Source organism: Paenibacillus taichungensis (assembly GCF_003287275.1).
GTDB classification, from domain to species: Bacteria; Bacillota; Bacilli; order Paenibacillales; family Paenibacillaceae; genus Paenibacillus; species Paenibacillus taichungensis_A.
Genome location: NZ_QEVW01000018.1, coordinates 24,533 through 48,613, shown reverse-complemented (window position 1 = coordinate 48,613; position 24,081 = coordinate 24,533). Strand labels below are relative to the sequence as shown.

Annotated in this window: 15 protein-coding genes and 2 pseudogenes; 2 read left to right on the top strand and 15 right to left on the bottom strand. The window is 46.6% G+C overall.

Going from position 1 to position 24,081, the window contains the following annotated elements; genetic code table 11:
- Window positions 1–451 precede the first annotated feature (451 nt).
- The 6 genes from DC345_RS25150 to DC345_RS25130 all read right to left on the bottom strand — a co-directional run bounded on the left by DC345_RS25150 (window position 452) and on the right by DC345_RS25130 (window position 8,009).
- Window positions 452–1,015 carry a GNAT family N-acetyltransferase gene (locus DC345_RS25150; RefSeq protein WP_113055530.1) on the bottom strand — a complete coding sequence of 188 codons (564 nt, stop codon included), beginning with the start codon at window positions 1,013–1,015 and terminating at the stop codon, window positions 452–454.
- Window positions 1,016–1,148: 133 nt separating this feature from the next.
- Complete coding sequence (locus DC345_RS31855; protein ID WP_179132638.1) at window positions 1,149–1,295, bottom strand: hypothetical protein; 147 nt, start codon at window positions 1,293–1,295, stop codon at window positions 1,149–1,151.
- Between the two features lie 670 nt (window positions 1,296–1,965).
- Window positions 1,966–3,579: a glycoside hydrolase family 43 protein gene (locus DC345_RS25145; RefSeq protein WP_113055529.1), complete on the bottom strand. Its 1,614-nt coding sequence runs from the start codon at window positions 3,577–3,579 to the stop codon at window positions 1,966–1,968.
- Window positions 3,580–3,651: 72 nt separating this feature from the next.
- Entirely contained in the window at window positions 3,652–5,628 is a 1,977-nt protein-coding gene (locus DC345_RS25140) for a YjhG/YagF family D-xylonate dehydratase (protein WP_113055528.1), read from the bottom strand.
- A gap of 17 nt (window positions 5,629–5,645) precedes the next feature.
- On the bottom strand, window positions 5,646–7,112 hold the full coding sequence (gene gucD, locus DC345_RS25135; RefSeq protein WP_113055527.1) for an alpha-ketoglutaric semialdehyde dehydrogenase GucD: 1,467 nt from the start codon (window positions 7,110–7,112) through the stop codon (window positions 5,646–5,648).
- A gap of 21 nt (window positions 7,113–7,133) precedes the next feature.
- Window positions 7,134–8,009, bottom strand: a complete 876-nt coding sequence (locus DC345_RS25130) for a fumarylacetoacetate hydrolase family protein (protein ID WP_113055526.1) — start codon at window positions 8,007–8,009, stop codon at window positions 7,134–7,136.
- A 169-nt stretch (window positions 8,010–8,178) separates the two neighbouring features.
- Here DC345_RS25130 and DC345_RS25125 point away from each other — a divergent pair, with 169 nt between their 5' ends.
- Complete coding sequence (locus DC345_RS25125) at window positions 8,179–9,135, top strand: helix-turn-helix domain-containing protein (protein WP_113055525.1); 957 nt, start codon at window positions 8,179–8,181, stop codon at window positions 9,133–9,135.
- A gap of 77 nt (window positions 9,136–9,212) precedes the next feature.
- Here DC345_RS25125 and DC345_RS25120 read toward each other — a convergent pair.
- The 6 genes and pseudogenes from DC345_RS25120 to DC345_RS25095 all read right to left on the bottom strand — a co-directional run bounded on the left by DC345_RS25120 (window position 9,213) and on the right by DC345_RS25095 (window position 19,527).
- A pseudogene (locus DC345_RS25120) lies at window positions 9,213–10,634 on the bottom strand (family 43 glycosylhydrolase).
- Window positions 10,635–10,888: 254 nt separating this feature from the next.
- Window positions 10,889–13,135 carry a glycoside hydrolase family 95 protein gene (locus DC345_RS25115; protein ID WP_113055524.1) on the bottom strand — a complete coding sequence of 749 codons (2,247 nt, stop codon included), beginning with the start codon at window positions 13,133–13,135 and terminating at the stop codon, window positions 10,889–10,891.
- Between the two features lie 245 nt (window positions 13,136–13,380).
- Complete coding sequence (locus tag DC345_RS25110; protein ID WP_397333751.1) at window positions 13,381–14,982, bottom strand: ABC transporter substrate-binding protein; 1,602 nt, start codon at window positions 14,980–14,982, stop codon at window positions 13,381–13,383.
- Window positions 14,983–15,064: 82 nt separating this feature from the next.
- On the bottom strand, window positions 15,065–15,991 hold the full coding sequence (locus DC345_RS25105) for a carbohydrate ABC transporter permease (protein WP_113055522.1): 927 nt from the start codon (window positions 15,989–15,991) through the stop codon (window positions 15,065–15,067).
- 26 nt (window positions 15,992–16,017) lie between these two features.
- Window positions 16,018–16,950: an ABC transporter permease gene (locus tag DC345_RS25100; RefSeq protein WP_258530800.1), complete on the bottom strand. Its 933-nt coding sequence runs from the start codon at window positions 16,948–16,950 to the stop codon at window positions 16,018–16,020.
- 255 nt (window positions 16,951–17,205) lie between these two features.
- Window positions 17,206–19,527, bottom strand: coding sequence for a helix-turn-helix domain-containing protein (locus tag DC345_RS25095; protein WP_113055521.1), 2,322 nt, complete (start codon window positions 19,525–19,527; stop codon window positions 17,206–17,208).
- Between the two features lie 217 nt (window positions 19,528–19,744).
- On the opposite strand from DC345_RS25095, the pseudogene DC345_RS25090 reads away from it, so the two are divergent.
- Window positions 19,745–20,059 (top strand): annotated as a pseudogene (locus DC345_RS25090) (SDR family NAD(P)-dependent oxidoreductase).
- Between the two features lie 66 nt (window positions 20,060–20,125).
- On the opposite strand, the gene DC345_RS25085 reads toward DC345_RS25090, so the two are convergent.
- From DC345_RS25085 to DC345_RS25075, 3 genes are all read right to left on the bottom strand, one after another.
- Window positions 20,126–21,670: a carboxylesterase/lipase family protein gene (locus tag DC345_RS25085; protein ID WP_113055520.1), complete on the bottom strand. Its 1,545-nt coding sequence runs from the start codon at window positions 21,668–21,670 to the stop codon at window positions 20,126–20,128.
- Between the two features lie 117 nt (window positions 21,671–21,787).
- A complete protein-coding gene (locus DC345_RS25080) occupies window positions 21,788–22,555 on the bottom strand; it encodes an alpha/beta hydrolase (protein WP_113055519.1) in 768 nt (255 codons plus the stop codon).
- 61 nt (window positions 22,556–22,616) lie between these two features.
- A complete protein-coding gene (locus DC345_RS25075; RefSeq protein ID WP_113055518.1) occupies window positions 22,617–23,909 on the bottom strand; it encodes an SGNH/GDSL hydrolase family protein in 1,293 nt (430 codons plus the stop codon).
- Window positions 23,910–24,081: the final 172 nt, after the last annotated feature.

Sequence of the window (24,081 nt, the reverse complement as noted above, 5' to 3'; positions counted from 1 at the left end):
GAAAAACATTAGGTTTTTGGTATCTCTTACTGTATGGTTCACAATAAAAATAAAATTATTTATATAGAGATTATCAGCATTGCCTTCCCCATCATACTCCAGTTTCGCATATATGAACAAATTTCATTAATTAAGCCCAAAGTGAATTTTAATGATACAACTGCTCTTCAGTTATTTTGAAAAACGGTAAAACTTATAATAATTAATATTACATTAAATGGATTTGTGATAAAAAATTTAGATAGACCTATAAGTGTTTCACACTGATCACATCTGGTTTGCTTAAATCCCAGCTCCGATATATACCGATAAAATAAAAAAGCCGCCAAAATAGCGACTTCCATGGGAATATGTTCTTGTCCTTCGACAATTATTGAAGTTCTTTCATTAAGTCGGAAAATCAGTCAGCCAATCTCTACTCAAATTTCCTTGCTGGTCCCTTGAATACGGTCTAACTCTTCCGGTAAGCAACTTTGTGAAAAGCATTAATATAACGAAACAGTGCTTCACCATCATCAGGCACATGCGTGCTTTTATCCAGTGGCAGCATCATTGCCTGATACGGCTCTGGCACCATTCTATATTGATGGACATAGGAAGTCAGGATGAACCCGTTACGTTGCCAGAACTGAATGCGTTCCTGATGAGCCTCCGTTGTCCCGGACTCCGCCTCGATAATCATACCTTTGATCCCGTGTTCCTTTAACGCCCAGTCTCTGAGCTGATCTAGCATCCAGGTCCCTATGCCCAACCCTCGCAGCTTCTGTTCAACCGCGAGGTAATCGATGATCAGGATGCGCTCCCCAGCCTGCCCCTCCAGTCCAGTAACAGCCATTGCAACCACTTCTCCATGATGCACGCCCATGTGTAAATAACCAATCCCCCGGTCCAGCATACTGTGCAGAATCGCTTTTGTCTTAGCGCCGCTTTGAAAAGCTTCATGATAGATCCGCTCCATCTGCGCCCACAATGCTTCATCCCACTCCTCTATAGTAGTAAACTCTAATTCCTGCATCTCATTCGCCTCCAGATAAAAGTAGCGTTCCGAGCTCTACTTCTAGATGATATTCAATACCGGTTGTTTCCGATAAAATAAAAAGCCGCTATAATAGCGACTTTAATGGGAATATGTTCTCGTCCCTCGACGTTTATTTAATAACTTCAACCTTTTTATCCCCAGCTGTCTTCGCTACCTCTAACGTTGTTTTACCTTGGATAGCGACTATCACGCCAGTAGCCAGCATGGAAACGATTAAAGCTGCGCTGAGAGCTGTGGAAATTTTCTTCTTGACCATAATCAAACCTCCAATATGTATTATGTAATAAACAACTCAAGACTATTACGAGCCCAGGGTGAACTACATGACTGTGGTAATATGATTACAATATTTCACTTTTTTTCTTAGGTAATCCACCTGGTGATTGTATTATAACGTACTGACAATGATTGTAAAAGGATTTTTTCCTTGTGTTCAAATAAAATATAGTATTAGGCGCAGAAAATAAAGTTGTCGACTAACCCCGTCAATTATGCTCAATCTTCTCCAAGCCTGATCGGACTGCTTCCATCCGCTTGTAACTTGATGACCGCATCCTCATATTGCTTTTTCTTCGCTTCCCTTAGATTGGCAACGTATCGTTGCCTCGCCTATTCAAATTGTGCTTCCGTACCGTAGCGATAGACAAGATAAGGGCTGCCTGTCCTTTAAGCATCCGGGAGGACGGCAGCTGAAATTTTCGGAGCGTATTCAAAAGAGTCAACTTGTTCAGTAGCCAATAGAATTTCCCTTACCACTCCCTCTCGAATTTTAAAATAATTTTACTTATATTTGTAAATGTTACTATATTATTCTTTGAGCTGAAACCTGACAAAATATAGGTTATTTGTTGATCGCAACTATGTAGGATGTCAATTTCAATAAAAAAAGATGCCCCCTAATGAACCTAGGAGTCATCTTCGGATTACTAAGCGAGCTCAACCGTTTGCTTGTTCGTTTCTTTGTATTCAAAGTAATCAAAATCAGCGTATTTTCGGGTTCCGCCAAGATCCTGCACGGAAAGACCGATATAGGTTCCCGTGAAGCGGATGTATTCCGGGGATTCATCACACAGATGTGTAATATCCGTCCAGTCGCCTGCCGGAACCCATGATGGATCATCGTCTAACGCATAGTAAAAGCAGGCACGATCATGATTAATCACAGTTTTCAAGCGAATTCGATGTCCCGATTGCAGTGGAATGTCCTCCTCCAAAACTTCATCATACACCCCGTATTTGGACTGAATGATGCCAAGACACAAACCCTTTTCCTCATGATGCGTTACTCGAAGGTAGAGATAGTCTTGAGTATCGTAATACAGAATAAGTCCTGCCATTTGCTGTGGATGATCCGGCGCAAATTCCAGGCACGTTTCGGCTTCGCACTCAAAAGCCTGAAGTCTGCGGGCAACCATGCTTTGTCTGTGTGTTGAACTCATCGATTCCATCCCATGCAAGCGTAAATAGCCGGGACGTGTCGTCAGAGTAAGCCAAGTTGGGTCCGGCGGTATACGAAGCGTATTCCAATCGTTCCGAAGCTCGGTCACATCAAAATGATCTATCTCAGAAGTCGGTTCAAACGGGTGAAGCGTAATCTTCGGTGCTGTCACATAAAGCTCTGGGTACCGATTCCCAGTTGCAAGCCTGAGCCATCCATCCTCGCTCCAGATACACCGCTGCAGAGCCGTCTCACGTCCAAGGATGCAGTGTTTCTCCTGAACAGGTCGACCCACCAGATGTGCCATATACCATTCGCCCGAGTGCGTCTCGATAAGACTGCCGTGACCGGCCTTTTGCAGTGGTAAATCCGCCCTGCCATGTGAAGTGAGAATTGGATTAGTCGGATCAACCTCATAGGGACCATGTATGGAACGAGAGCGCGCAACCGTAACGGCATGTTCATATCCGGTTCCACCTTCAGCTGTTATTAAATAGTAGAATTCGTTGTGTTTATATAGATGCGGCGCTTCGGTCAGTCCGAGGTCTGTTCCCTTAAAAAGGTTAACGGCGGGGCCGACCAGTTTTTGTTCCTTTACCGAATATTCCTGCAATACGATGCCTGCAAACCGGTTTTTGCCTTTACGATGATCCCAGATCATGTTGACCAGCCACTTGCGTCCATCTTCGTCATGAAACAAAGAAGGATCAAAGCCGCTGCTGTTCAAATAGACCGGATCGGACCAAGGACCTTCGACATCCGTTGCTGTCACAAGGTAATTATGAGTATCTTTAAAAGCCCCTACCCGGCTCTTCACATCGGTATAAATCAGATAAAACACACCGTTATCATAGCTAAGGCACGGAGCCCATACGCCTCCCGAATTAATGTTTCCCTTCATGTTTAACTGAGCGATTCGAGTCAGCGGCGAAGGCATCGCACGCCAATGAACCAGATCCCTGGAGTGGTGAATGCGTACACCCGGGAACCATTCGAATGTAGACGTAGCGATGTAATAATCTTCCCCTGCCCGGCAAAAGGAAGGATCGGGATGAAAACCGGGCAGAATGGGATTCGTGATCATGTTTTTGAACGTATCCATTGAAGAAACCTCCGGTAAAGAAGTGATATCTGTATAAAAAAGGCCAGGATATTGTACTTGAGTTATTTTGTTTCAGTGCCACCCCAGCGCTTTTTTGCCAGCCTCCAGAGCAGCTATAATCCGGTCTGCATCGTATACATTGCCTCTCCACGTGCCTCCACTGACGGATTGTAATGCAGCCCAAAGCCGAGTATCATCCGGCAGCGCTTCATCTGGCCGCATATCCGGATGAAATGGCCTCTGCGCAAGGATGAGAGCTCCTTCTTCGGGGGAAACCTCCATTCCTTCTTCTCCGACAAAGTTAATGCTTCCATGCAGTGAATTTCGATCCACTACGATATCAATCAAATCACCGTTTCGCAGCTTGCCGATCGGACCGCCTGCTAGCGCTTCCGGACCAACATGACCAATACATGCACCGGTGGACACACCAGAGAAGCGAGCATCGGTGATGAGCGATACATATTTTCCAAAGGACAAATGCTTGAGCGCAGACGTAAGCTGATAGGTCTCCTCCATCCCGGTTCCAGAAGGCCCGCGTCCAAGCAAGACGATGATATCACCTGCCAGGATTTCGCCTGTTTTAATGGCCAGGATCGCTTCACGTTCCGTGGTAAACACCTTTGCTATGCCTCGGTGACGATATACCCCATGCTCATCCAGTACATCCGGGTCGATGGATGTGGATTTGATGACTGATCCTTCGGGAGCGATATTGCCGGTAGGAAATGTCACGGTGGAGGAAATTCCGAGACGTTGTGAGTGTTCTGCGCTCATGATGACACTGTCCGGATCGATGCCGTCCTTCTCCTTTAATTGCTTGCGCATGACATGACGCCGTTCTGACGATTCCCACCAATCGAGCACATGACCCAAAGACATCCCAGTTACTGTGGGTACAGATTCATCCAACAAACCAAGGCGTCTGAGATGAAGCATGACCTCGGGTACACCCCCCGCCTGAAAAACTCGAATAGTCGGGTAAAAGATAGGGCCGTTCGGTAAAGCACTCACCAATCTCGGAACGTTTTTATTTACCTGAATCCAGTCCTGTACGTTGGGGAGCGTTAAACCAGCCGCATGGGCAATCGCCGGGATATGAAGAAGCAGATTGGTAGAACCGCCGAACGCGGCGTGCACAACCATTGAATTGCGAACCGATGCGTCTGTGATAATGTCTGCCATCTTCATTCCTTGGGTCTCCATATTGATGAGTGCACGCGAGGATTGCCGTGCCATCTCCATCCAGATGGGCTGTCCTGAAGGTGCCAGAGCAGCATGAGGCACCGTCATGCCCATGGCTTCAGCTACAACCTGGGCTGTTGCTGCTGTCCCAAGAAACTGACAGCCCCCGCCCGGTGTAGCGCAAGCTCGGCATCCTAGCTCCGATGCCATTTCGAGCGAAAGCTCTCCATTCGTGTACCTTGCACCGATGGTTTGAATTTTACCCGCGTCCTCTCCATCCGTAGGCGGAAGGGTGACGCCGCCGGGGACGATAACTCCTGGCAGCTGCGGCATTCCCGCAAGTGCAAGCATCATGGCAGGCAGTCCCTTATCACATGTTGCAACGCCGATTACACCTTTGCGTGTCGGCAGGGATCGAATCAATCTGCGGAATACGATCGCAGCATCGTTCCGGTACGGCAGCGAGTCGAACATGCCTGTTGTTCCTTGCGATCTGCCATCGCAAGGGTCACTCACATAACCGGCAAACGGGATTCCGCCGCGGCTGGAGAGCTCTTCTGCCGCAGCCTTCATCAGCAGTCCAACTTCCCAGTGACCCGTATGATAACCGAGAGCTGCGGGACTGCCATCCTCATTTCGGATACCGCCCTGCGTACTTAAGATCAGAAACTGTTTTCCGTTTAATTCTCCAGGCTTCCAGCCCATTCCAACATTTTGGGACATGCCGAACAAGTCGCCGCTTGGAGCATTTCGCAGCAAATCATCGGTCAAAGGCAAACGTCCCGCTGCCCCTGGAGCATGAGCTATAATGCCGAAGTTGTCAGACTCCTTCTCCCCCATAATCGACATGATCTGTTCGTACATGATACCCTCCCCGCAGTTTATGACTTCACGAAGACTGTTTTGATGGCGGTGAAAAATTCAATAGCCGCTTGTCCCTGCTCTCTGGAGTGTGAACTGGACATTTTCATGCCGCCAAACGGAGCCTGCAGCTCGACACCGGCTGTTTCCGCATTAATTCTTACGAGTCCGGCATCCATATCCCGGATGAATGAAAGCATCGCCCCAACATTTTGTGTATAGATCGAAGCACTCAAACCATAATCACTGTCATTTGCCAGCGCTATAGCCTCTTCGAGAGAATCCACCGAAATCAAGGCCAGCACTGGACCGAATATTTCTTCCCTTGCAATGGACATATGTGATTCTACACCTTCAAATACGGTCGGCTCTACATAGAATCCTTCTGCAAGCCCAATACTGTCCGGTCTTTTTCCTCCAGCCAGCAGTACGGCACCCTCATCCTGTCCTTTTTGAATGTAACCCAGCACGGTATTGAGCTGCCCTTCACTTGCACAAGGACCCATCCAGCTTCCAGCGGACATGCCGTCGCCCAAACGGATTTCCTGAATCTGTGACAGGAGTTTTTCTTTAAACGCATCATAAACTTGTCGTTCAATAATAACCCGGCTGGTGGCCGTGCATTTTTGCCCCGTTGATTTCAGGCCCCCGCTGATCGTTCCCTCTACAGCCAGATCCAAGTCAGCGTCAGCTGCAATAATGACCGGGTTTTTGCCGCCCATTTCAAGCTGGTACTTCGCTCCTCGTGCCAGTGCTGAGGCTCCGACACGCTTTCCGACCTCATTGGAGCCTGTAAATGTTATTCCGTTCACATCTGGATGTTCTGCGAGTGCCGAACCGATCACTGAGCCTTTGCCGCATACGAGATTGAGAACCCCAGCCGGGATGCCAGCTTCCTCAAAACATTCCATTACCTTGGCTGCAGTAACCGCAGTTTCTTGGGCAGGCTTCAATACAACCGTATTCCCATAGATCAGCGCAGGTGCCGTTTTCCAGATGGGAATAGCCACCGGGAAGTTCCACGGCGCGATTATGCCTACTACGCCAAGCGGTACACGGGTCGTGAACATTAACGCTTCGCTATCCGTCGATGGAATCACATCACCCGTTTTGCGCATGCCTTCCCCTGCGTAATACCTCAAGATGGCTACGCCCCGCATCGTCTCTCCTTTGGCTTCCGGGAATGTTTTCCCCATTTCTCTCGTCATGGCTTCCGCCACCTGGTCGGCCCTGCGTTCCAGTACGTTTGCAGCTTGAAAAAGATAATTACCTCGTTCTGCACCGGTTAAGCTCCGCCAGGTCTTCGCAGCTGCTTTTGCCGCTGCCACAGCATGATTCAAGTCATCCACACCTGATGCTGGAACGTGCCCAACGATTTCCTTTCGATTCGCCGGATTCATGCTGGGTTCCGTCTTTCCCGACGCTGCCTTCACCCATTCTCCGTTAATAAAATTGTTATATGTCTGCTCTAACTGAAAAGCGCTCATTACCTTCATCCTCCTTATACACTAGTTAGAAATGACAGGATTAACGAGTTTCCCAATGCCATTTATGGATATTTCAATACGATCTCCGGATTCAAGCGTAAAATCATGGGGCGGTACAATATTTGTACCTGTTAGTAGCACCGTGCCGTCAAACAAATCATTATCTCTTGCTAAAAAGGACACCAGTTCATCCAGCTTTCGATTTAATTCACTTGTACTGGCTTCACTCTTCACAACCAATTTTCCATCACGGAATATTTCGCAGACGATGCCAAGGTCATAAGGATTCTGTACTGTTTCCGCCAATCGAATGGCCGGACCGATGGAGCAGGAACTGCGCCATATTTTGGCCTGCGGCAGATACAGCGGGTTTTCCCCTTCAATATCCCGGCAGCTCATGTCATTGCCCACGATGTATCCCGCAATTGTGCCATCAGCGGTAAGAACCAGCCCAAGTTCTGGCTCCGGGATCTGCCAATTTGAATCACTGCGGAGAGTGACAGCTTCATTCGGTCCAACAGTGCGAGCTGCTGTGGATTTGAAGAAGATCTCAGGACGTTCTGCATCGTATACCTTGTCGTAAAAGGTGTTCGCATCCAGCTTACCATCCGTTGCTTCATAATTTCGCGCTTCCCGGCTTCGTTGATAAGTCACACCAGCCGCCCATACTTCCGGAGCTTCCACTGGTGTGATCAGCTGTAGAGAAGTCCAGTCGTCGTTCAGCTTGTTCAGTGATTTAAAAGCGCTTTCAACCAGTTGAACTGGAGAAATTCCAAGCTCTCTTGCTTGATAGATCAGAGTCATAAAATCTGCTTGTGGCAAACGATAGGCTTTTCCATCATCCGTAACGGCTGCTAGCCACTTCTCTTGTCCATCCAGAAATCGAATAATTCTCATACAAGCTTGCCCCCATTCTCCCCATCGGGGTGATAACACTACCATAGCACCAGCTAAGGTTCATGACGATGTTCTAATCACTCCAACGACTTACCCTTTTCACGCATTATTTTTATGTTAATATGAATTTATCCGTATTTGGAATACAGAGCATTAAGAGGAGGTTGCTGTGACCAAAATCTCAGAAGCTATGTATTTAGGCCGTTTACCTGATGTTCGCTTGTCTTTTCAGTTATTGGGGCTGCATGCAAGAAAAGCAGATTCCAACTGGACGTATCCATCCCATGAGCATTCCATGTATGAAATCCACTGGATGTTGGATGGTCAGATGAACATGGTGGTGAATGGACAGTTATACAGCCAGTCTGCTGGAGACCTTCTGTTCATCCGCCCCGGTATGACCCATTCCTGCACCGGTGCTGGACCGCAGGGCTTCTCTTACTTTTCCGTTCATTTCAGTGTACACGATATCTCCTTTTGCAGAGAACTCAACCGATGCAGAGATATTTATTATCCGGCAGATTCGAAATTAGCTTTGGGACTTTCTTCTTCACTGTGTACATTGTATGATCTGGCCACAGAGCATTTATCCACCCCACTGTCTTCATCCAAACAGATGATGGTTCATGCTGCCGTATTCGAACTGTTAGGCTCCCTGGTCGGCCATTTATCTCAGAACGCATCCGTCACCTTATCCAGAAAAGAAGCCATTGCTCATCAAATCGCTGAGCACATTGAGGACTCCGTAAGATATATCCATCTTCATGGTGAAATTCGGGAGAGTGAGCGAACCTGGATCCAAGACATCGCCAAATCACTGAACATTAGCCCCTCGCAGATCAACCGGATCTTTCGGCAGGTATACGGTACATCACCGCGAAAGTTTTTATCAGATACCCTTCTGAACGAAGCTCAGCGGCTGTTAAAACAAACCGACCTCAACATTGACCATATTGCTATGATGCTGGCGTATAAAACCAATGCGCATTTCAGCCGTCAGTTCAAGCGATGGACCGGCATCACGCCAAGTGAATTTCGCAGCCATTCCCAGCAGGCACCGGCAGCCGATCATCCTGATCATATAGAATCCTTTTCAACAAAAATATTATCGAATAATAACACTTGAGATATTCAAATGAAAAGAGCAACTGCTGGATATCAGCAGCTGCTCTGTTTTTACGCAGTTCAGATCTATTAAGGCGTTTATTCTAATGTAAATGAAGCCAAGCTGGCGCCTCCTGCTCCCTTGTAAGTAAAATACAAAGCCTGTCTGCCGTCCGGAACGGTAATCTCGGCCGTATACTTTTTCCAAACATTTGTAAAATGCACTGGGATCATACCAAGCACAGGGCCGTCCCATGCGGTTCTAACCTCGATGTGTCCATTACAATATCCGCGCACCTTGACTGTGACCTGGCGGATTCCGTTACAATTGAAATATTTAAAACCTGCTGTAGCTGATTCCACCATATTGGCAATATATCCAGCCTCTTCATCGTTGTCTCTTCCATCCTGGGTGATTTTCGGGAAGCGGCCATCCAGCCACGCCCCATCTCCGAAACCTCCTGTATACATTTGATCATCTCTCGTAAAAAGATTGCATGCGAGGTATGCGGGGTGCTCTCCTTTTCCTTCAAGAGGCTTGCCATTCAGGCCGCAGGAAGTCATTTCCACCTGAGAAATGATACCATCCTCGTCAAAAGAGATACGCTCAATACAGCCCTGACGGTTGAATGCGTCGCCATTTGTATGACGGTGATAGAAAATGTACCAGTCACCATTTATCTCAACAATGCTGCCGTGGTTGTTTCCTCCATAATACATCGGCTTGTCAGCTGGTTTATAAGAGTCAATATGTAGATCACAGTTGCTTATGATAACGCCCTGATATTCAAACCCTTTGTTTGGGAATTTGCTGGTAGCATAACATAATTCATGCATGACGATAGAGGAGTATACGAAGTAGTAGATATCCCCTTTCTTCCGGATTGAAGGTGCCTCAAAAAACTCATGTCCTTCAAATCCGCTACCTTCGCTGTATGGTTGACTCGGTGCTACGAATACAGGCTCATCTACGATCGTCAGCATGTCTGGACCAAGCACCGTCGCCATCGCACCATGTCTCGATTTGTCCCCGGCCGCACAGAAGCCGGTATAAAGATAAGTAAGCTGTCCTTCGGTCAACACGCCGGGATCGAATTGAGGTTCGTCCCCGTCTCTTTCTCCAAGTCGAGTGCCGTCAGCATATTTTACGTAACCGTAGAATTCATATTTGCCTGCAGGTGTATCGCATACAGCCACAGAAACAACCGGGACTTTATCCAATACATAATAAAGATAATACCGTCCATCAGGACCTATCGTAACGTCTGGGGCGTAAAGACACATACTGCCATCGGGATTTAGCGGATCATCTGTTTTTTAATAGATGAGACCTTCATTTCGCCAATTTCCGAGGTCGTCCACTGGCGCCGACCAACAGACATAATCGTTTAAGCAAAAGACATGTCCGTTAAATCGGTCATGCGATCCGTACACATAAACTCTACCGTCAAATACATAAGGCTCACTATCGGGAACGTATTCCCAAGATGGAAGATATGGATTTAACCCCTGTTTCTTCATAAAAAGCTACACTCCTCGTAGAAGTAATTAGGTAATATTAATTGAAAATAAATCCTGTAAATAGAAAATAAATAAAATCGTAAGGTGAAAAATAATGACTAACATTTTTTTACGTTGAGCAAGACGAGGCACCTAACAGCAATTTTGTTTCTGATATTCCCGAAGTGCATAATTATTGGCTTTTGTTCGTAACACAGACTCCCGTTCTTGCCCTATATAGCGCTGTACTACGCGCTAGGTTTAACGGAGTCTGTTTAAGTTAAAGTATACGTGCGACCAGCTTCTGCATCGAATGAAATACGCTTAAGGCCAGGGCCTTCCAACTGACAAAGTCCGGAAATTGTACTTTTTACTGTGACTTCAGTAATTTCGCCCGCTACCCAGGAAAATCCGATTTCATAGCCGCCTCGTGCCCTGAGACCCTGTACACTCCCTTCAATCCATTCGTCGGGTAATGCAGGCAGAAGCCGGATCACATCAGTGTGACTCTGCATTAACATCTCGGCAATTCCGGATGCTCCGCCGAAGTTACCATCAATCTGAAACGGCGGATGATTGTCAAAAAGATTGGGCAACGTGGAGTGCTCCAAGAGAGCCCTGACATTTTCGAAAGCTTTCTGCCCATCCTGAAGACGTGCCCAGAAATGAATGATCCAGGCCCGGCTCCAGCCGGTATGTCCACCACCATTTTTGAGTCTGCGCTCCAGAGTGGTGCGTGCAGCCTTCGCCAATTCCGGCGTGTGTTCTGGAGTGAAACTTTCTCCGGGGTACAGTCCGAATAGATGCGAGATATGGCGGTGTCCCGGTTCAACCTCTTCATAATCCTCCATCCATTCCTGCAATTGCCCATTTTTTCCGATTTGCGGCTTCGGAATCCGCTTCAGGACAGCAGCGAGCTCTTTGCTAAATGAATGGTCTCTTCCGATCAACTCGGCACTATGAATGCATGCAGTGAACAAAGCTTCAATGATCTGAAAATCCATTGAAGCACCTGCGCAAAGCACCCCGATTTCGCCATTTGGCAGCTTGTAACTGTTCTCCGGAGAGACGGATGGACAGGTAATAAGGCGGCCCTCAGCATCCTCAATCAGATAGTCAAGGATAAACTGCGCAGATTCCTTCATGGTTTCATAAGCCTTTTCCAAAAAAATGCGATTCTGACTATAGCGATAATGCTCCCATAAATGCAGGCATAACCAAGCTGCGCCCAGCGGCCAGAAGGATGCTGGAAGGTAGGTATCCTGAGGGGCCGTGTCGGCCCAAATATCGGTGTTATGATGTGCTGTAAATCCCCGGCAATCATACATAGTCCGAGCCGTAATTCGGCCGGGCTCCCGCATTCTCTCAATCAGATCAAATAACGGCTCATGGCACTCTGCTAGATTGCAGCTTTCAGCGAGCCAATAGTTCATTTGTGTGTTAATGTTAATGGTAAATTTGCTGTCCCATGGCGGCGTAAAACTGTCATTCCATATGCCTTGAAGATTTGCAGGCAAAGAACCTGGCCGGCTTGAGGAAATCAGCAGATAACGACCAAACTGAAAGTAGGTTTCAATCAATTCGAGGTCTTCTTCTCCCTGTTGGAACTGTTTTAATCTCTCGTCGGTCGGAAGATCAATGCGATCAGACCTTTTGGACAGGTTCAACGCAACCCTATTGTACAGTTCACCATAATCGGTCGTATGCCGTACAAGCAACGTATCATACGGAGTCTGGCTAAGCTGTTCTATACGAAATTTATTGTATAATTCCGGATCTTCTTGGCGGAAAGTCGTATCCGCAGCAAGTATAAGCGTGACCGAGCTTGCGCCCTCCACCAGCAAGTACTCACCAAGGAGCCGACAAACGCCTTCGTTTGGTATCGCTTTCATAACAGTTGCGAAGGAACTCCCGTCTTTACCACCACATTGACCATGCATGACAAGTCCGCTTTGCTCCCATTTCTTTGTTTTCTCCAAATACCTCCAGTTCTGTCGATTAAATCGGGCTTTTATGGACAAGGCATTCTTCTTGTCTGCCGAAATTCGGATGATGATGGCTTGATCTGGATGGCTGGCAAATAGCTCACGTGTATAACAGATACCATTAACTCGATAGCTAACCCTGGAGATGCCCAGCTCCAAATCAAGCTCACGAACATAGTCCTCAATAGAACCATCATGATTGCCGAAAGATAACTGCAGCTCGCCAAGTGGCAAATAATGTCGCTGGGCTTCCGGAAGCCCGGCCATCGCCATGGACGCAATCTCTTCAGCCTCCCTAAGTTTCCCTTCCATTATTAATTTGCGGATATGCGGCAGATTGGGCAGTGCATCTTCGTTATTACGATCCCGTGGACCACCATACCACATCGAGTCCTCATTCAACTGCAAACGCTCCTCAGCTACCCCACCAAATATCAATGCACCGAAACGACCATTCCCGATTGGCAAAGCCTCGTTCCATATTTCCGCAGGTTTGCTGTACCACATTCGATGATTATTCCGATTTGATTCGTTCATGTTGAACCTCCAATAACGAATATTAGATGAGTTTTTTATGAGTGGTATTATTACTTATATTTTTCTCCTTGCCAATAGTTCAGGCCGATACACTAAAGTTTTTTAGGAAAATGCTTTAATTTGATCAAAGATAAAGGTGCGGTCTAGTGTAACATCAAATACTGAAAGCCGATATTTACCTGCCATCAAAGTAAATACGGACCTGATTCGCAGGGATGCGAACCGGGCCCGTGTTTTAGAAAAATCTACTTGGAGATGGATGAAACATCATAGGCCGCCTGCATAATTTCCAGATAACGCTTGATGTTCAGACCCTCCAGCCCTTTCACATAATCGTCCCAATCCTTTTCCAAGCTCTTCGCACCTGTAATGAATTGCAAGGCATTCTGGTCAATATAATCCTTGAGATTTGTCTGCATCATGCTTGTTTCATCTGCATTTGCCGGATCAACCCATAGTGCCCAATGCGGGAATATCTCATCGGGTTCTTTGCCCTCCATTAACAGTGTCGCCTCATAAAGTCGACGCTCATAACCGTCACCCGCATATATGTCCTTGCCTTGTACTTCGGCATCTCGGTAAGCTCTGTGGTGATTGTACTGACTGAGCGCCCCCCAGCTATCATTACGCGGCTCTTCTCCTGTTGGGAGTGGAATTGCTTTGTAGAGTGGCTGCACCTGATCATTCAGGGCCACTTCTCCTTCCTGCGGCTTTCGCCAACTCGTGCCCTCCTCACCCAGATATGCGCTCATGGCTCCTTCCTCTGTGTAAAGATAATCGAGCATTTTTATGGCTGCAATCTGCGTTTCTTCGCTTGCTTTGTTTGTTAATACAAACGATGCACCAGGATCAATTGGATAGTTATAGGTCGCATAATTGGCATGTGGTCCTTTCAGTGGGGGAATCGGATTGTAATCCTTCCCATACGGAGAATCCTCAGCAGTATTTACAAAAAGAGACGGGTGCATTGCAGCACCTGCGCCAAGAAGCTGCGCGTCAGCGTTATCTCCGATTTTTTTAAATGCCCCGACATTTTGCGTGAAAGCACCAGGGTCAATCACACCTTCATCATACAGCGACTTAATATAGGCAAGTCCTTCCTTCCACTCCGGTTTGCTGGCAACCGTCTCAACCTGCCCATTCTTCGCAATGAGATAGGTTCTGTCATCGTCGTAGATAAACCCGTTCATCAAATAAGGAATGATGTGCACACCGAAATTTTCAATAGAACCGCTAAGTGGAACTTCATCAGCTTTGCCGTTGCCGTTGGGGTCCTTGGTTTTGAATGCTTTCAGCACTTCCTTAAATTCCTCTGTCGTTGTAGGCTCGGATAAGCCGAGCTGTTTTAGCCACTTGGTATTCATCCACATTTTGTTCGGATAGGAGCAGTGGAAACATTCATTCAATCCTGTCAGACCGTAAATATTGCCGTCGGGCGCAGTGTTCATCGCTTTATAATACTCACTGCTGTCCAGTACCTTCTTGATATTCGGCGCATATTGATCAATCAGATCGTTGAGCGGCACAATGACACCTTGCTGGCCGAATTTCAACAAATCCGTTTGAGAAAAACGGTCGACCCATGGAATGAGCAAATACAGGTCCGGGTAATCACCCGAAGCTAGTGAAATCTGTCTTTTTTCTGCTGCACCATCAAAAGGAACAGTCGTCCAGTTTATCTTAAGGTTGAACTTCTCTTCCATTTTTTTTGTAAACTTGTTCGTGAGAAGGTTGGTATCCGAGCTTTGATGAGCGAACACATTAATGGACACGGTGTCCCCGGACAAACCGCCTCCTCCCTCTTTCCCGTTGCCCCGATTTGAGGATGAACATCCCGCCAGTGCCATAGACAGAAGAAGTAAACAAGCAAGTACGATTGATCCTGTTTTTCTCAAATAGACCCTCTCCCTTATGAATGTTAGTAGTGAACTAGCCCTTGACGGAGCCAATCAACATGCCCTGAACGAAATATCGCTGAACAAACGGATAAATGACGAGCACAGGCAAGCTGGCCATTACAATTAGTGAGAACTTCATCAATTCGGCCATTTGCTGCTGCTTTACCATCTCGCCCGCATCCATGTTTCCGGTGCCATTGCTCAATATCAGAATGCTGCGAAGAATCAACTGAAGCGGATAGAGCGATTGTGTTTTTAAATAGATTAGGGCATCAAAATATGCATTCCACTGCCCAACGGCATACATCAGTGACAGAACGGCCACAATGGGTTTGGCCAGAGGAAGGATAACGCTGAAAATAAAACGGATGTCACTGCACCCATCGATATCTGCTGCCTCGGACAACTCATCCGGGATCGAATTCTGAAAAAAGGTGCGTGCGATGATCACTTGCCATACCCAAATGGCATTTGGAATCAGCAAAGCCCAGCGAGTATCGATCAGTCCCATAGATTTGACCACTAGATAAGTTGGGATCAACCCGCCCGAGAATAACATAGTAAACGTAATGAACATCATGAGAGGGCTACGTCCAACAAAGGTTTTTTTGGAAAGTGGATAAGCAATCATAATGGTCAGCGCTACACTAACCAGAGTTCCGATTGTGGTATAAAATAACGAATTGGCGTAACCCATAATAACCTGGTCGTTGCGCAATACAGACTTGTAGCCGTCCAGTGTCAAATCAACGGGCCACAGCCAAACTTTTCCAGAAGTAACTGCTGACGGGCTACTCAGAGAAGAGCTTACGATATAGATCAATGGATAGAGTACCGCAATCAAGACTACAGTCAGAACAACGTAGATGATGGCTACAAACACCCGGTCCCCTAGAGATTCTCTGATTGTACTCCTACTTTTAACCGCCGAACCGGCTTCGGAATGTAACTGGCTCATCTTTTATCCCCCTCCCTTTTGCCGTATTACCACAAGCTTGTATTAGACAGACGCTTGGCTGCAGCATTGACTGTTAACAACAGAATCAGGTTAATAAGCGAATTAAAGAGGCCAACAGCGGTAGCGAAGCTGTAGTTGGCATTCAGCAAACCCATCTTGTACACATATGTGGAGATAATTTCGGAAGCAGACAGGTTTAACGGATTTTGCAACAAATAAATTTTTTCGAATCCGACCGCCATGATATTGCCAACGCTCAGGATCAGGATAATGACTGCCGCAGGCAGCAGGCCGGGCAGATCAATGTTCACCATTTTCTGAAACCGGTTAGCTCCGTCAACCTTGGCCGCTTCGTACAATGAAGGATCTATACCTGCAAGTGCTGCCAAATAAATGACCGCCGAATATCCCATGCTCTGCCAGACATCAGAAAATACATAGATGGACCGGAACAACCCTGGCTCTCCAAGAAAATTGACTGCTTCAAAACCAAGCGCCCCTGCAATCGTGTTAACAATGCCCAGCCTTGGGGATAGGAACAGCATGATGATCGATACCATGACAACGGTTGAAATAAAATAAGGTGCATAAGTAACCATCTGTACCGTTTTTTTGAATCGGGCGTTCTTGACTTCGTTTAACGCCAGAGCCAGCAATATGGGGACCGGAAAACCTACAATCAAACTGTAAAATGAAATATAAAGCGTGTTTTTGATCAGTGTAGCGAACGCGGGGTTTTGGAAAAGTAGCTCGAAATATTTGGTCCCTACCCATGGACTTCCCCAAATCCCCTTAATCACGTTGTAATCTTTGAAAGCGAGTACTGCGTTAACCATGGGCACATACTTGAAAATAACAAAGTATGCGACGGGAGGAATCATTAACAGGTAAAGCTGCCAATGTCTCCTCCAACTTCTGGACAAGGCCAGTTTCACTGTAGAGCGCCTGCCTTGTTTCATGTCTCTTTTACCATTCGAAATTGTCGTTCTCAGAATCATCCCCCCAGTAAGTAGCCTGCATGAATACAGCCCTCTTTTTGATAACGCTTTCTTGTCCGTAATCATAAGAGGGCACTCCTTATTGCGTAAAGGTACACTTTACACGATCAGGTACGATTCAAGGGTAAAAAGACCGGGAAGCCCGCTATTGCTTTGCATTCGGCTCAGATTTTTCTGTGGGTTCCTCTTTGTTTAGTGATGATAATTGTGGCAGCTTCATTTCATTTGATCTTCCATGTGGCGAAATGAACTAGGCAAGACCCCCCTGACACGTTTGAAGGCTCTTCGGAATGAATGCGCACTGTTATATCCGGTTGTCAGGGCAATCTCATCAATCGTCTGTTGACTCTCACGCAGCAGTTCAGCAGCTTTGTTAATTCTCACCACTTCCACATAGTCGGAAAGGTTCTCTCCGGTATACTCCTTGAATAATTGCGATATATATTTTTCCGGTTTCCCCATTTGTTCCGCAATCCGATACACCGTCAAGGTCGCATCGACATAGCGTTCCTGAATGTAAGCAATCGTTTCGTAAACAATTTCCGCATGCATGTTTGACTTTTTGCGTTGTACGTCCCGGCAGACGTCTTCCGCCAGTTGATGAAACTTGCCCCGGAGTACGGAAACACTGTCCGTTACTTGAATAGCTGCAATCCGGTTCTTAAACTCCTCGACAAGCGTTTCATCCAACATGATCTTGGGTCCCAACTTCAGGAACGTTCCCTTTAATTCCACAACGAACTGCTGTGTCATGTCATAAGACAGTTCTCGCTCTGTAAAATTTCGACTGAACAACTGATCCAGAACACGATCGGATTCTTCCTGTTCTCCCGCCTTCAGCGTATTTAGTAGCCGCTGTTCGGACTCAATCGGATAGTAGTACAATTCGGTTTCCTTTACAGTGTCCTCGAACATCACCAGATGCTCCGTTCCCATATGAATGGCATATTCCAACGCTTGCCTGGCCTCGTTAAACGAACGGCCAACATCATTCCATACCTCATAAGAAGAACCAATTCCAATAGTGGTCGATACCCGGTAATCCCGGTATACAGCATTCATCCGGTTGCTCAGTTCCGATACACTTGTGTGCAAAGCTTTATTTGAAGGTTCTTCGCTAAACGGTTGCACAAAAGCAATTTGATCTGTTCCCCAGTCTGTTATCAACACATCGGAATGCCATGTCGTCATGGCTTCGCGCACGATGAGTCTCGCAACGCTTAGTTCTTGAATGATCTCTTCGCTATCCGGACTCCCATAGCCATCCACTTTCAAAATCCCCACAACACCTCGGCTGGTATGGAGGGAAATACCTGTCTGGGCAGAAATCGCCTCCAACTCGCGGTAAGTGTAAAACTCACCCGTCAGCAGACGCTTGATAAACCCGTCCCGCAGCATAGGAATCTGCTCATTTAATGCATTCTTGAGTAAGTGGTTATTAGTGATAAGGCTGGTGATGTTGCTTGCCAAAAAATCATATTCATTGCCTGACTTTCCAGGCAACACAAAATCCTGTTCCCGGAACACGGACAGGAGCCGATGAATCGGCGCGCTGTGTCGGTAAGCCAGCAGCAGCCCAATCAACAATCCAAAACAAAGTGTTGCGAGCGTAAAGGTTAAGGTAACGTGCTTGATTTGATCCGCTTTTATCATAAGCGCGCGTTCGGGGATGCCAGCCATGTAATTCCAGCCGTTTTGATTTGAATGAATGGAAATCAGCAGACGTCCATCGCCCATAGGCCGAACTTCATCGTGCTTTCCTGCAGGAATATCCTTTAAATTTACCGCCTCGGCTTCACTTAAACCGCGCGAAAAGATGGTATTTCCATTGGGGTCTGTCACCAGCGTCCAACCACCATACTGCTCCACAATATGTTGAGTCAGGCTTGCCATCTGATTCTCATCAATCATGACGCCAATGGTAGCCTGTGGTTTGTTGAAGCTGTTTAAAGGAATCGACTGAAGAAACGTGATGGCAGGAGCGTCCACAAGTACATTGCTGCGAATCTCATGCTTATAATTTTGAAGGGGAATAATTTCGTTTACATGCGGCTTTTTCAGTATGCTTTCTTTCCACTCTTCGAATGTCATGCCTTCTACCGGATTGGCAGCATAATAATGTTCAGGTCGGTAGTAAACTGTCGTAGGCGTAATAATAACGTTATAGTTCGGAATATAGATAAAAAAATGAGACAAATAATCGTTGGTGCTGCTGTACATCGATAGACTGCGCTGCATACGGCTCAAACCGTAGACATTATTAGCGTCATGCGGCTTAGGATCGGCTATTAGGCGATATAAATCCTGGTTAATTGCCAATTGTCTCGTAAAATCCTCAACCAGCATAAGATTTCGTTCAATGATTTCCTTGCTCAGGTTGAGCGATTTGAAGCTGTTCTCAATCGAGCTTGTCCTCGCTGCTTCAATGGATGCTCGATAGGAGGCATATCCGGCGATTTGAGGAATCATGAGAATAATCAGATAAGAAATCATAAACCTGCGAAACAACGGTGAGAATTTGGACCATAGGCGCTGCATATGTACCTCCCCCTTTGGTAAGCGTTTACAATAAAGTGATCTGTTAATGATACACCTTTCATTTGTACAAGGTGAAGGTACAACTTCTACTTTTTGGTACAAATACTTAAAATCCAATTAAAAGATCCTTGATTCTAAAAGTTGCACCTGAAGCAGAAGTACTTCTTCTTACTGCTGACGTAGCTGATGAGCAAGCTGTGCAAAAATATGTAGATGATTGGTTCAAAAATTCGGACGCATCAATGGCTTCTACAACAATGCTGATATCGAAGGTACACAAGCTCCTACAGCTGAATATAAGAGCAAAGTGTTTGACAAAGTTATTGACATTAACCTTAAAGGTGTCTTTTATGGTATGAAATACGTTCTTCCAGTGATGAAAGAGCAATAATCCGGAGCGATTGTCAATGTAGCATCTGTTGGCGGGATTCGCGGGGTTCTGAATCAGGCAGTGTATGTTGTAAGTAAACACGCTGTGTCGGGTATGACAAAAAATGCAGCAATTGAGTACGGACAATATAACCAATACTAATAGCTTAAAGACCCCTCATGGGGGTCTTTTTTAATTTCTTTACTCTTCACATTCATGGATCTTATGTTAAACCTCCGTTTTCAATGCAGGCCTGTCCTTTATGAAATATTGATTCACCAGAAACTTCATCATTTCATTTGGCTGTTTTTGAGAGAATTCAGCATGATCTGCAAAAAGCATTCCATATGGTGACTCTTGGGTATAGGGTACCCATTGGGCCATTTCCTCTCCAGTTGAATCCTGTCCATTTGGATCCCCTGTCCGGATGAAGTTGGCCCAATAATTGCACATCTGGCGGGCCAAATCGTAATGTTTGCCGACAAATGGCCGCCAACATTTAGCTAGAGTTTCAAAGAAAAACCAGAGATCCACCGAGTGGAAGGTACCCGGATGGTCCCATCCTGGGATCTCGGCATCAAAATTGTAATAGTACAACGGGGAATCGGCACCGAGACCGGCGTTAGCTTCAGCGGCTATGCGAATGGCATATTCAATAGAACTTACCGAGGCCTTCTTCTTGCTCTCTTCTATGTTGATCGACTGATTACAGCACAGCTCCAGAAATAAATCGGCATCGTCACCGAACATGTCTGTGGCCAGCTTCTTAAGATCTTCGGATGTATCGGCATCTGGAACGCTGAAAAATTCGGAGGACGTGTGACCCATCATAATCGGCACCCTCCACCACTTGTTTTGAAGGAATAAATCAAACGGATTGCCTACACTGAATACCTGATCTACAACGGTCCCCCAAAATCCCTGGTACTTCACTGCCTTGTCGCGTAGTTCGACCGCACCTATTTGCCTTGCTTCCGCAAGCGAAGATACCCCGAGATACTTAAAAAACTCCACGCCATCCTGTTCGGCTTCAGTCAAATGACTCCGAACCGCAGGCATGCGAGTTCCCGGGTAGAGAGCTGTAAAGATTCCACTTTGAACAATCGCCTTTTGAAAGAGCCCCTCATTCTGAGGAGAAGTAAGCTGGGTCATGACGCTGCCGCCGCCTGCGGACTGGCCGCCAATCGTGATATTATCCGGGTCTCCACCGAAAGCTGATATATTGCGTTTGACCCATTTTGTGGCTGCCTGTTGATCGAGATTGCCGAAGTTGGCGGGTGCTTCTGGTGCTTCCGCTGTAATTTCGGGATGGCATAAAAAACCGAAAACATTGAGACGGTAATTGATCGTGACGACCACGATTCCTCTCCTAGCGATTCGTTCGCCATCGAATTCCATTTCAGCCGTATGGCCGACCTGAAGTCCCCCGCCAAAATACCATACATATACAGGTAGTTTCTCATCGGTGTGTTTAGCCGGGGTCCATACGTTCAGGTAAAGGCAGTCCTCGTCCATAGCGATATTCGGCTCCACAGCCCATTCCCGGGTATAGATATTGTTATCATCGATCTCCTGCTTCACCTGCATCGATATCGGCGCGAATTCGTGCGCCTTAAGCACACCTGCCCAGTCCTTGGCTGGCTGTGGGGCACGCCACCTGTTCTCGCCCACTGGTGGCGCGGCAAACGGTATCCCCTTGAAACTTGTGATTCGTGGGTCGGCTGCCGGCAGTCCCTGAACCAATCCATTTTCAACTTTTACAGTTCGAAGCATTGTTTAACATCCCCTTCTATATATGAGCTCGTGGAAAACATCCTGATATATTTATAAACTTGGTTTTTAACATATGAGATATTCTTTTCCCTGAGTCTGGTTATCGGCTGGACTCGATTATTTGAAAAGACGTTTCGAAAACAGATACAGATCGTTTTTCCACACAGGCCAGTCATGTCCCCCGCTCTCTTCATACCAGATGTGTGGCACAGCCTGCTGCTCCAAATATTGCTGTACGCTGACACTAATTTGGATAAGATTGTCCTGATCACCGCAGGAAATCCACAACAGCGACAAAAGCGAAGATGCTTCCGCAGGGTTAGGTACGAGTACTTCCGGAGCTTTGGTATTCGGAGCAGGGGAAAAGGCACCGACCCAAGCAAATTGGTCGAGATTAGTTAGCCCGATGTTCAAGGACTGGCCTCCCCCCATGGACAGGCCAGCTATGGCTCTGTTTTCCCGAGTGATGCCTGTTGGATAATTGGACTCCATATAAGGGATAAGGTCATGAATCAGGTCTGCTTCAAACCGTTCAAAAGCATTTATTTTCTCTGGATCAAAAAGGTCTCCCTCGGCTCGATCATTAGGCATCGCACGACCATTGGGGAAAACCACAATCATCGGTTCAAGAAGGTTGTCGTTGTATAGATTGTCGAGAATAATCTGCGGAGCACCGTGATAATGCCATTCCATCTCATCCCCACCGATTCCATGTAGCAAATAAAGCACAGGATAGGTTTGTTCGGAAGAAAATCCTGGTGGCGTATACACCATTGCTTTACGTGAATTTCCGACGGTTGTGGAGTCATATTCTATCATCTCAATTGCTCCGCGTAGTATATTTTCGCGGTATTGGTCAAATCCAGCCGGTGCTGAAGATATCATGTACAGTACTCCCTTCACTAATTGTATTAAGCTTTTTAGCTGAATTTATAGCCACCGTTCGTTAACCGACATAGCCAAATCCAAGAATCGTGAACCGTTTATCCTTATGACTTTCTGCCATTTCAATCTCGACCATGTGTTCTCTAACGTGTTTTTCATTAATCAGGAGCATGGCATGACAGCGTGTCCAGTTCACTTCATGCGGATCGGCTTGTTTGGTGAGGATGCCATTTACTTTAATATGGGCTGTTCCGAACTCCTCGCTCCCGGAGTCTTTGAAGATCAAAATTAGACGTCTGCACCGCAAATGCAGCCTGAAGCTCTTGGCTTCCTCCATTTCTCCGCGGGCGTACATCCAATTATTCGGGAAGAGCGGCGTAGTATAATCATGATCGTCCAGCTCGGCCATCTGCAGATCAGTATCCGTTTGATGGAAGCAACCTGTGTCAATTCGGGCGAGCAGCTCTGCGTTCTTCCGATCCAGTAATGTAACATTGACGAAATCATCTCCGATCAGAGGTGGTCTACTCAGATCATGGTCTTCCTGGTCCGGTTCGGAACGGTTCACTGCATCAAACAGGTGACCCAGTGCATCGGCCATAATTCGATGTCCCAAGTTGGTCGGATGATAAATATCATGAAAATATTGTTCTTTGGATACGATATTACCTTCGTCCTTTGTCTTGCGAAATTGCTTAACCAGAGCATCCTTCATGCTCACCATGGGCAAATCGTAATGCCAACCTACCGGAGCCAGGCGGTCCTGTAGATTCCAGTCGTTCTCAAAAACACTGAATAGCAGGATGACCGCTGGCTTGTTATCCGCAGAAATCGCTTTCAAAACTAAGCTCTCGTAACAGTTTCCTCTGGTCTCATCGTCAGCGTCGTTTACCGCAAATTCGATGATGACGATATCCGGCTGAATCGTACCGTCCCGGAGTACATCCCGTTCATAACGTACAACACCAAGTTCAGAAGGTGTTCCTCCTACACCCGATTTGACAAAATGTATGGAACTACCGTCTGAAGGGGCGAACATCGCCTTGAACCGCTCATACGAGCGATAAGCGTAACTTCGAAGATGAATCGGTATAGCACCAGCCCCATGGGTAACTGAACCCCCGATGTAAGCCATAACGACAGGTTCACCTTGCTGAGCTTTCTCAATCGCTCGTTTTAATCTGACATTGTTTCCCTTGTTTAAAAGAGATCGGCCAATCATCTCGATATATCCTGGGGAGTTGTAATCAAACTCAGTCTCGTAAGTCGATTCAGCCACTCCCACGGGATCGCGCGGTGCAGACATCCCCTGGTGTTTATCTTCTTCTGTCACATCTCCTGCATCGCCAAGCATGCTACATCACCACCATTCCTTTTTATCAGAATGCTCCTTCTTTCCGAGTATACCGCTTACCTAATTTCACAGTAACCGGATAAAGTATAGGATTTTCTCAAATATATCATTTCAAGTCGGGTATTTTAATGCATGACAAAAAAGACCTAAGATTTCTGGTGTAAACGCTTTA

What these genes read in the sequence shown, in the direction of transcription:
- DC345_RS25145 (WP_113055529.1), bottom strand. Translation starts at nt 3,579, where the DNA reads ATGGATACGTTCAAAAACATGATCACGAATCCCATTCTGCCCGGTTTT.
- DC345_RS25080 (WP_113055519.1), bottom strand. Translation starts at nt 22,555, where the DNA reads ATGATATCTTCAGCACCGGCTGGATTTGACCAATACCGCGAAAATATA.
- DC345_RS25150 (WP_113055530.1), bottom strand. Translation starts at nt 1,015, where the DNA reads ATGCAGGAATTAGAGTTTACTACTATAGAGGAGTGGGATGAAGCATTG.
- DC345_RS25115 (WP_113055524.1), bottom strand. Translation starts at nt 13,135, where the DNA reads ATGAACGAATCAAATCGGAATAATCATCGAATGTGGTACAGCAAACCT.
- DC345_RS25110 (WP_397333751.1), bottom strand. Translation starts at nt 14,982, where the DNA reads ATGGCACTGGCGGGATGTTCATCCTCAAATCGGGGCAACGGGAAAGAG.
- DC345_RS31855 (WP_179132638.1), bottom strand. Translation starts at nt 1,295, where the DNA reads ATGGTCAAGAAGAAAATTTCCACAGCTCTCAGCGCAGCTTTAATCGTT.
- gucD (WP_113055527.1), bottom strand. Translation starts at nt 7,112, where the DNA reads ATGAGCGCTTTTCAGTTAGAGCAGACATATAACAATTTTATTAACGGA.
- DC345_RS25095 (WP_113055521.1), bottom strand. Translation starts at nt 19,527, where the DNA reads ATGCAGCGCCTATGGTCCAAATTCTCACCGTTGTTTCGCAGGTTTATG.
- DC345_RS25140 (WP_113055528.1), bottom strand. Translation starts at nt 5,628, where the DNA reads ATGTACGAACAGATCATGTCGATTATGGGGGAGAAGGAGTCTGACAAC.
- DC345_RS25130 (WP_113055526.1), bottom strand. Translation starts at nt 8,009, where the DNA reads ATGAGAATTATTCGATTTCTGGATGGACAAGAGAAGTGGCTAGCAGCC.
- DC345_RS25085 (WP_113055520.1), bottom strand. Translation starts at nt 21,670, where the DNA reads ATGCTTCGAACTGTAAAAGTTGAAAATGGATTGGTTCAGGGACTGCCG.
- DC345_RS25105 (WP_113055522.1), bottom strand. Translation starts at nt 15,991, where the DNA reads ATGAGCCAGTTACATTCCGAAGCCGGTTCGGCGGTTAAAAGTAGGAGT.
- DC345_RS25100 (WP_258530800.1), bottom strand. Translation starts at nt 16,950, where the DNA reads ATGAAACAAGGCAGGCGCTCTACAGTGAAACTGGCCTTGTCCAGAAGT.
- DC345_RS25075 (WP_113055518.1), bottom strand. Translation starts at nt 23,909, where the DNA reads ATGCTTGGCGATGCAGGAGATGTGACAGAAGAAGATAAACACCAGGGG.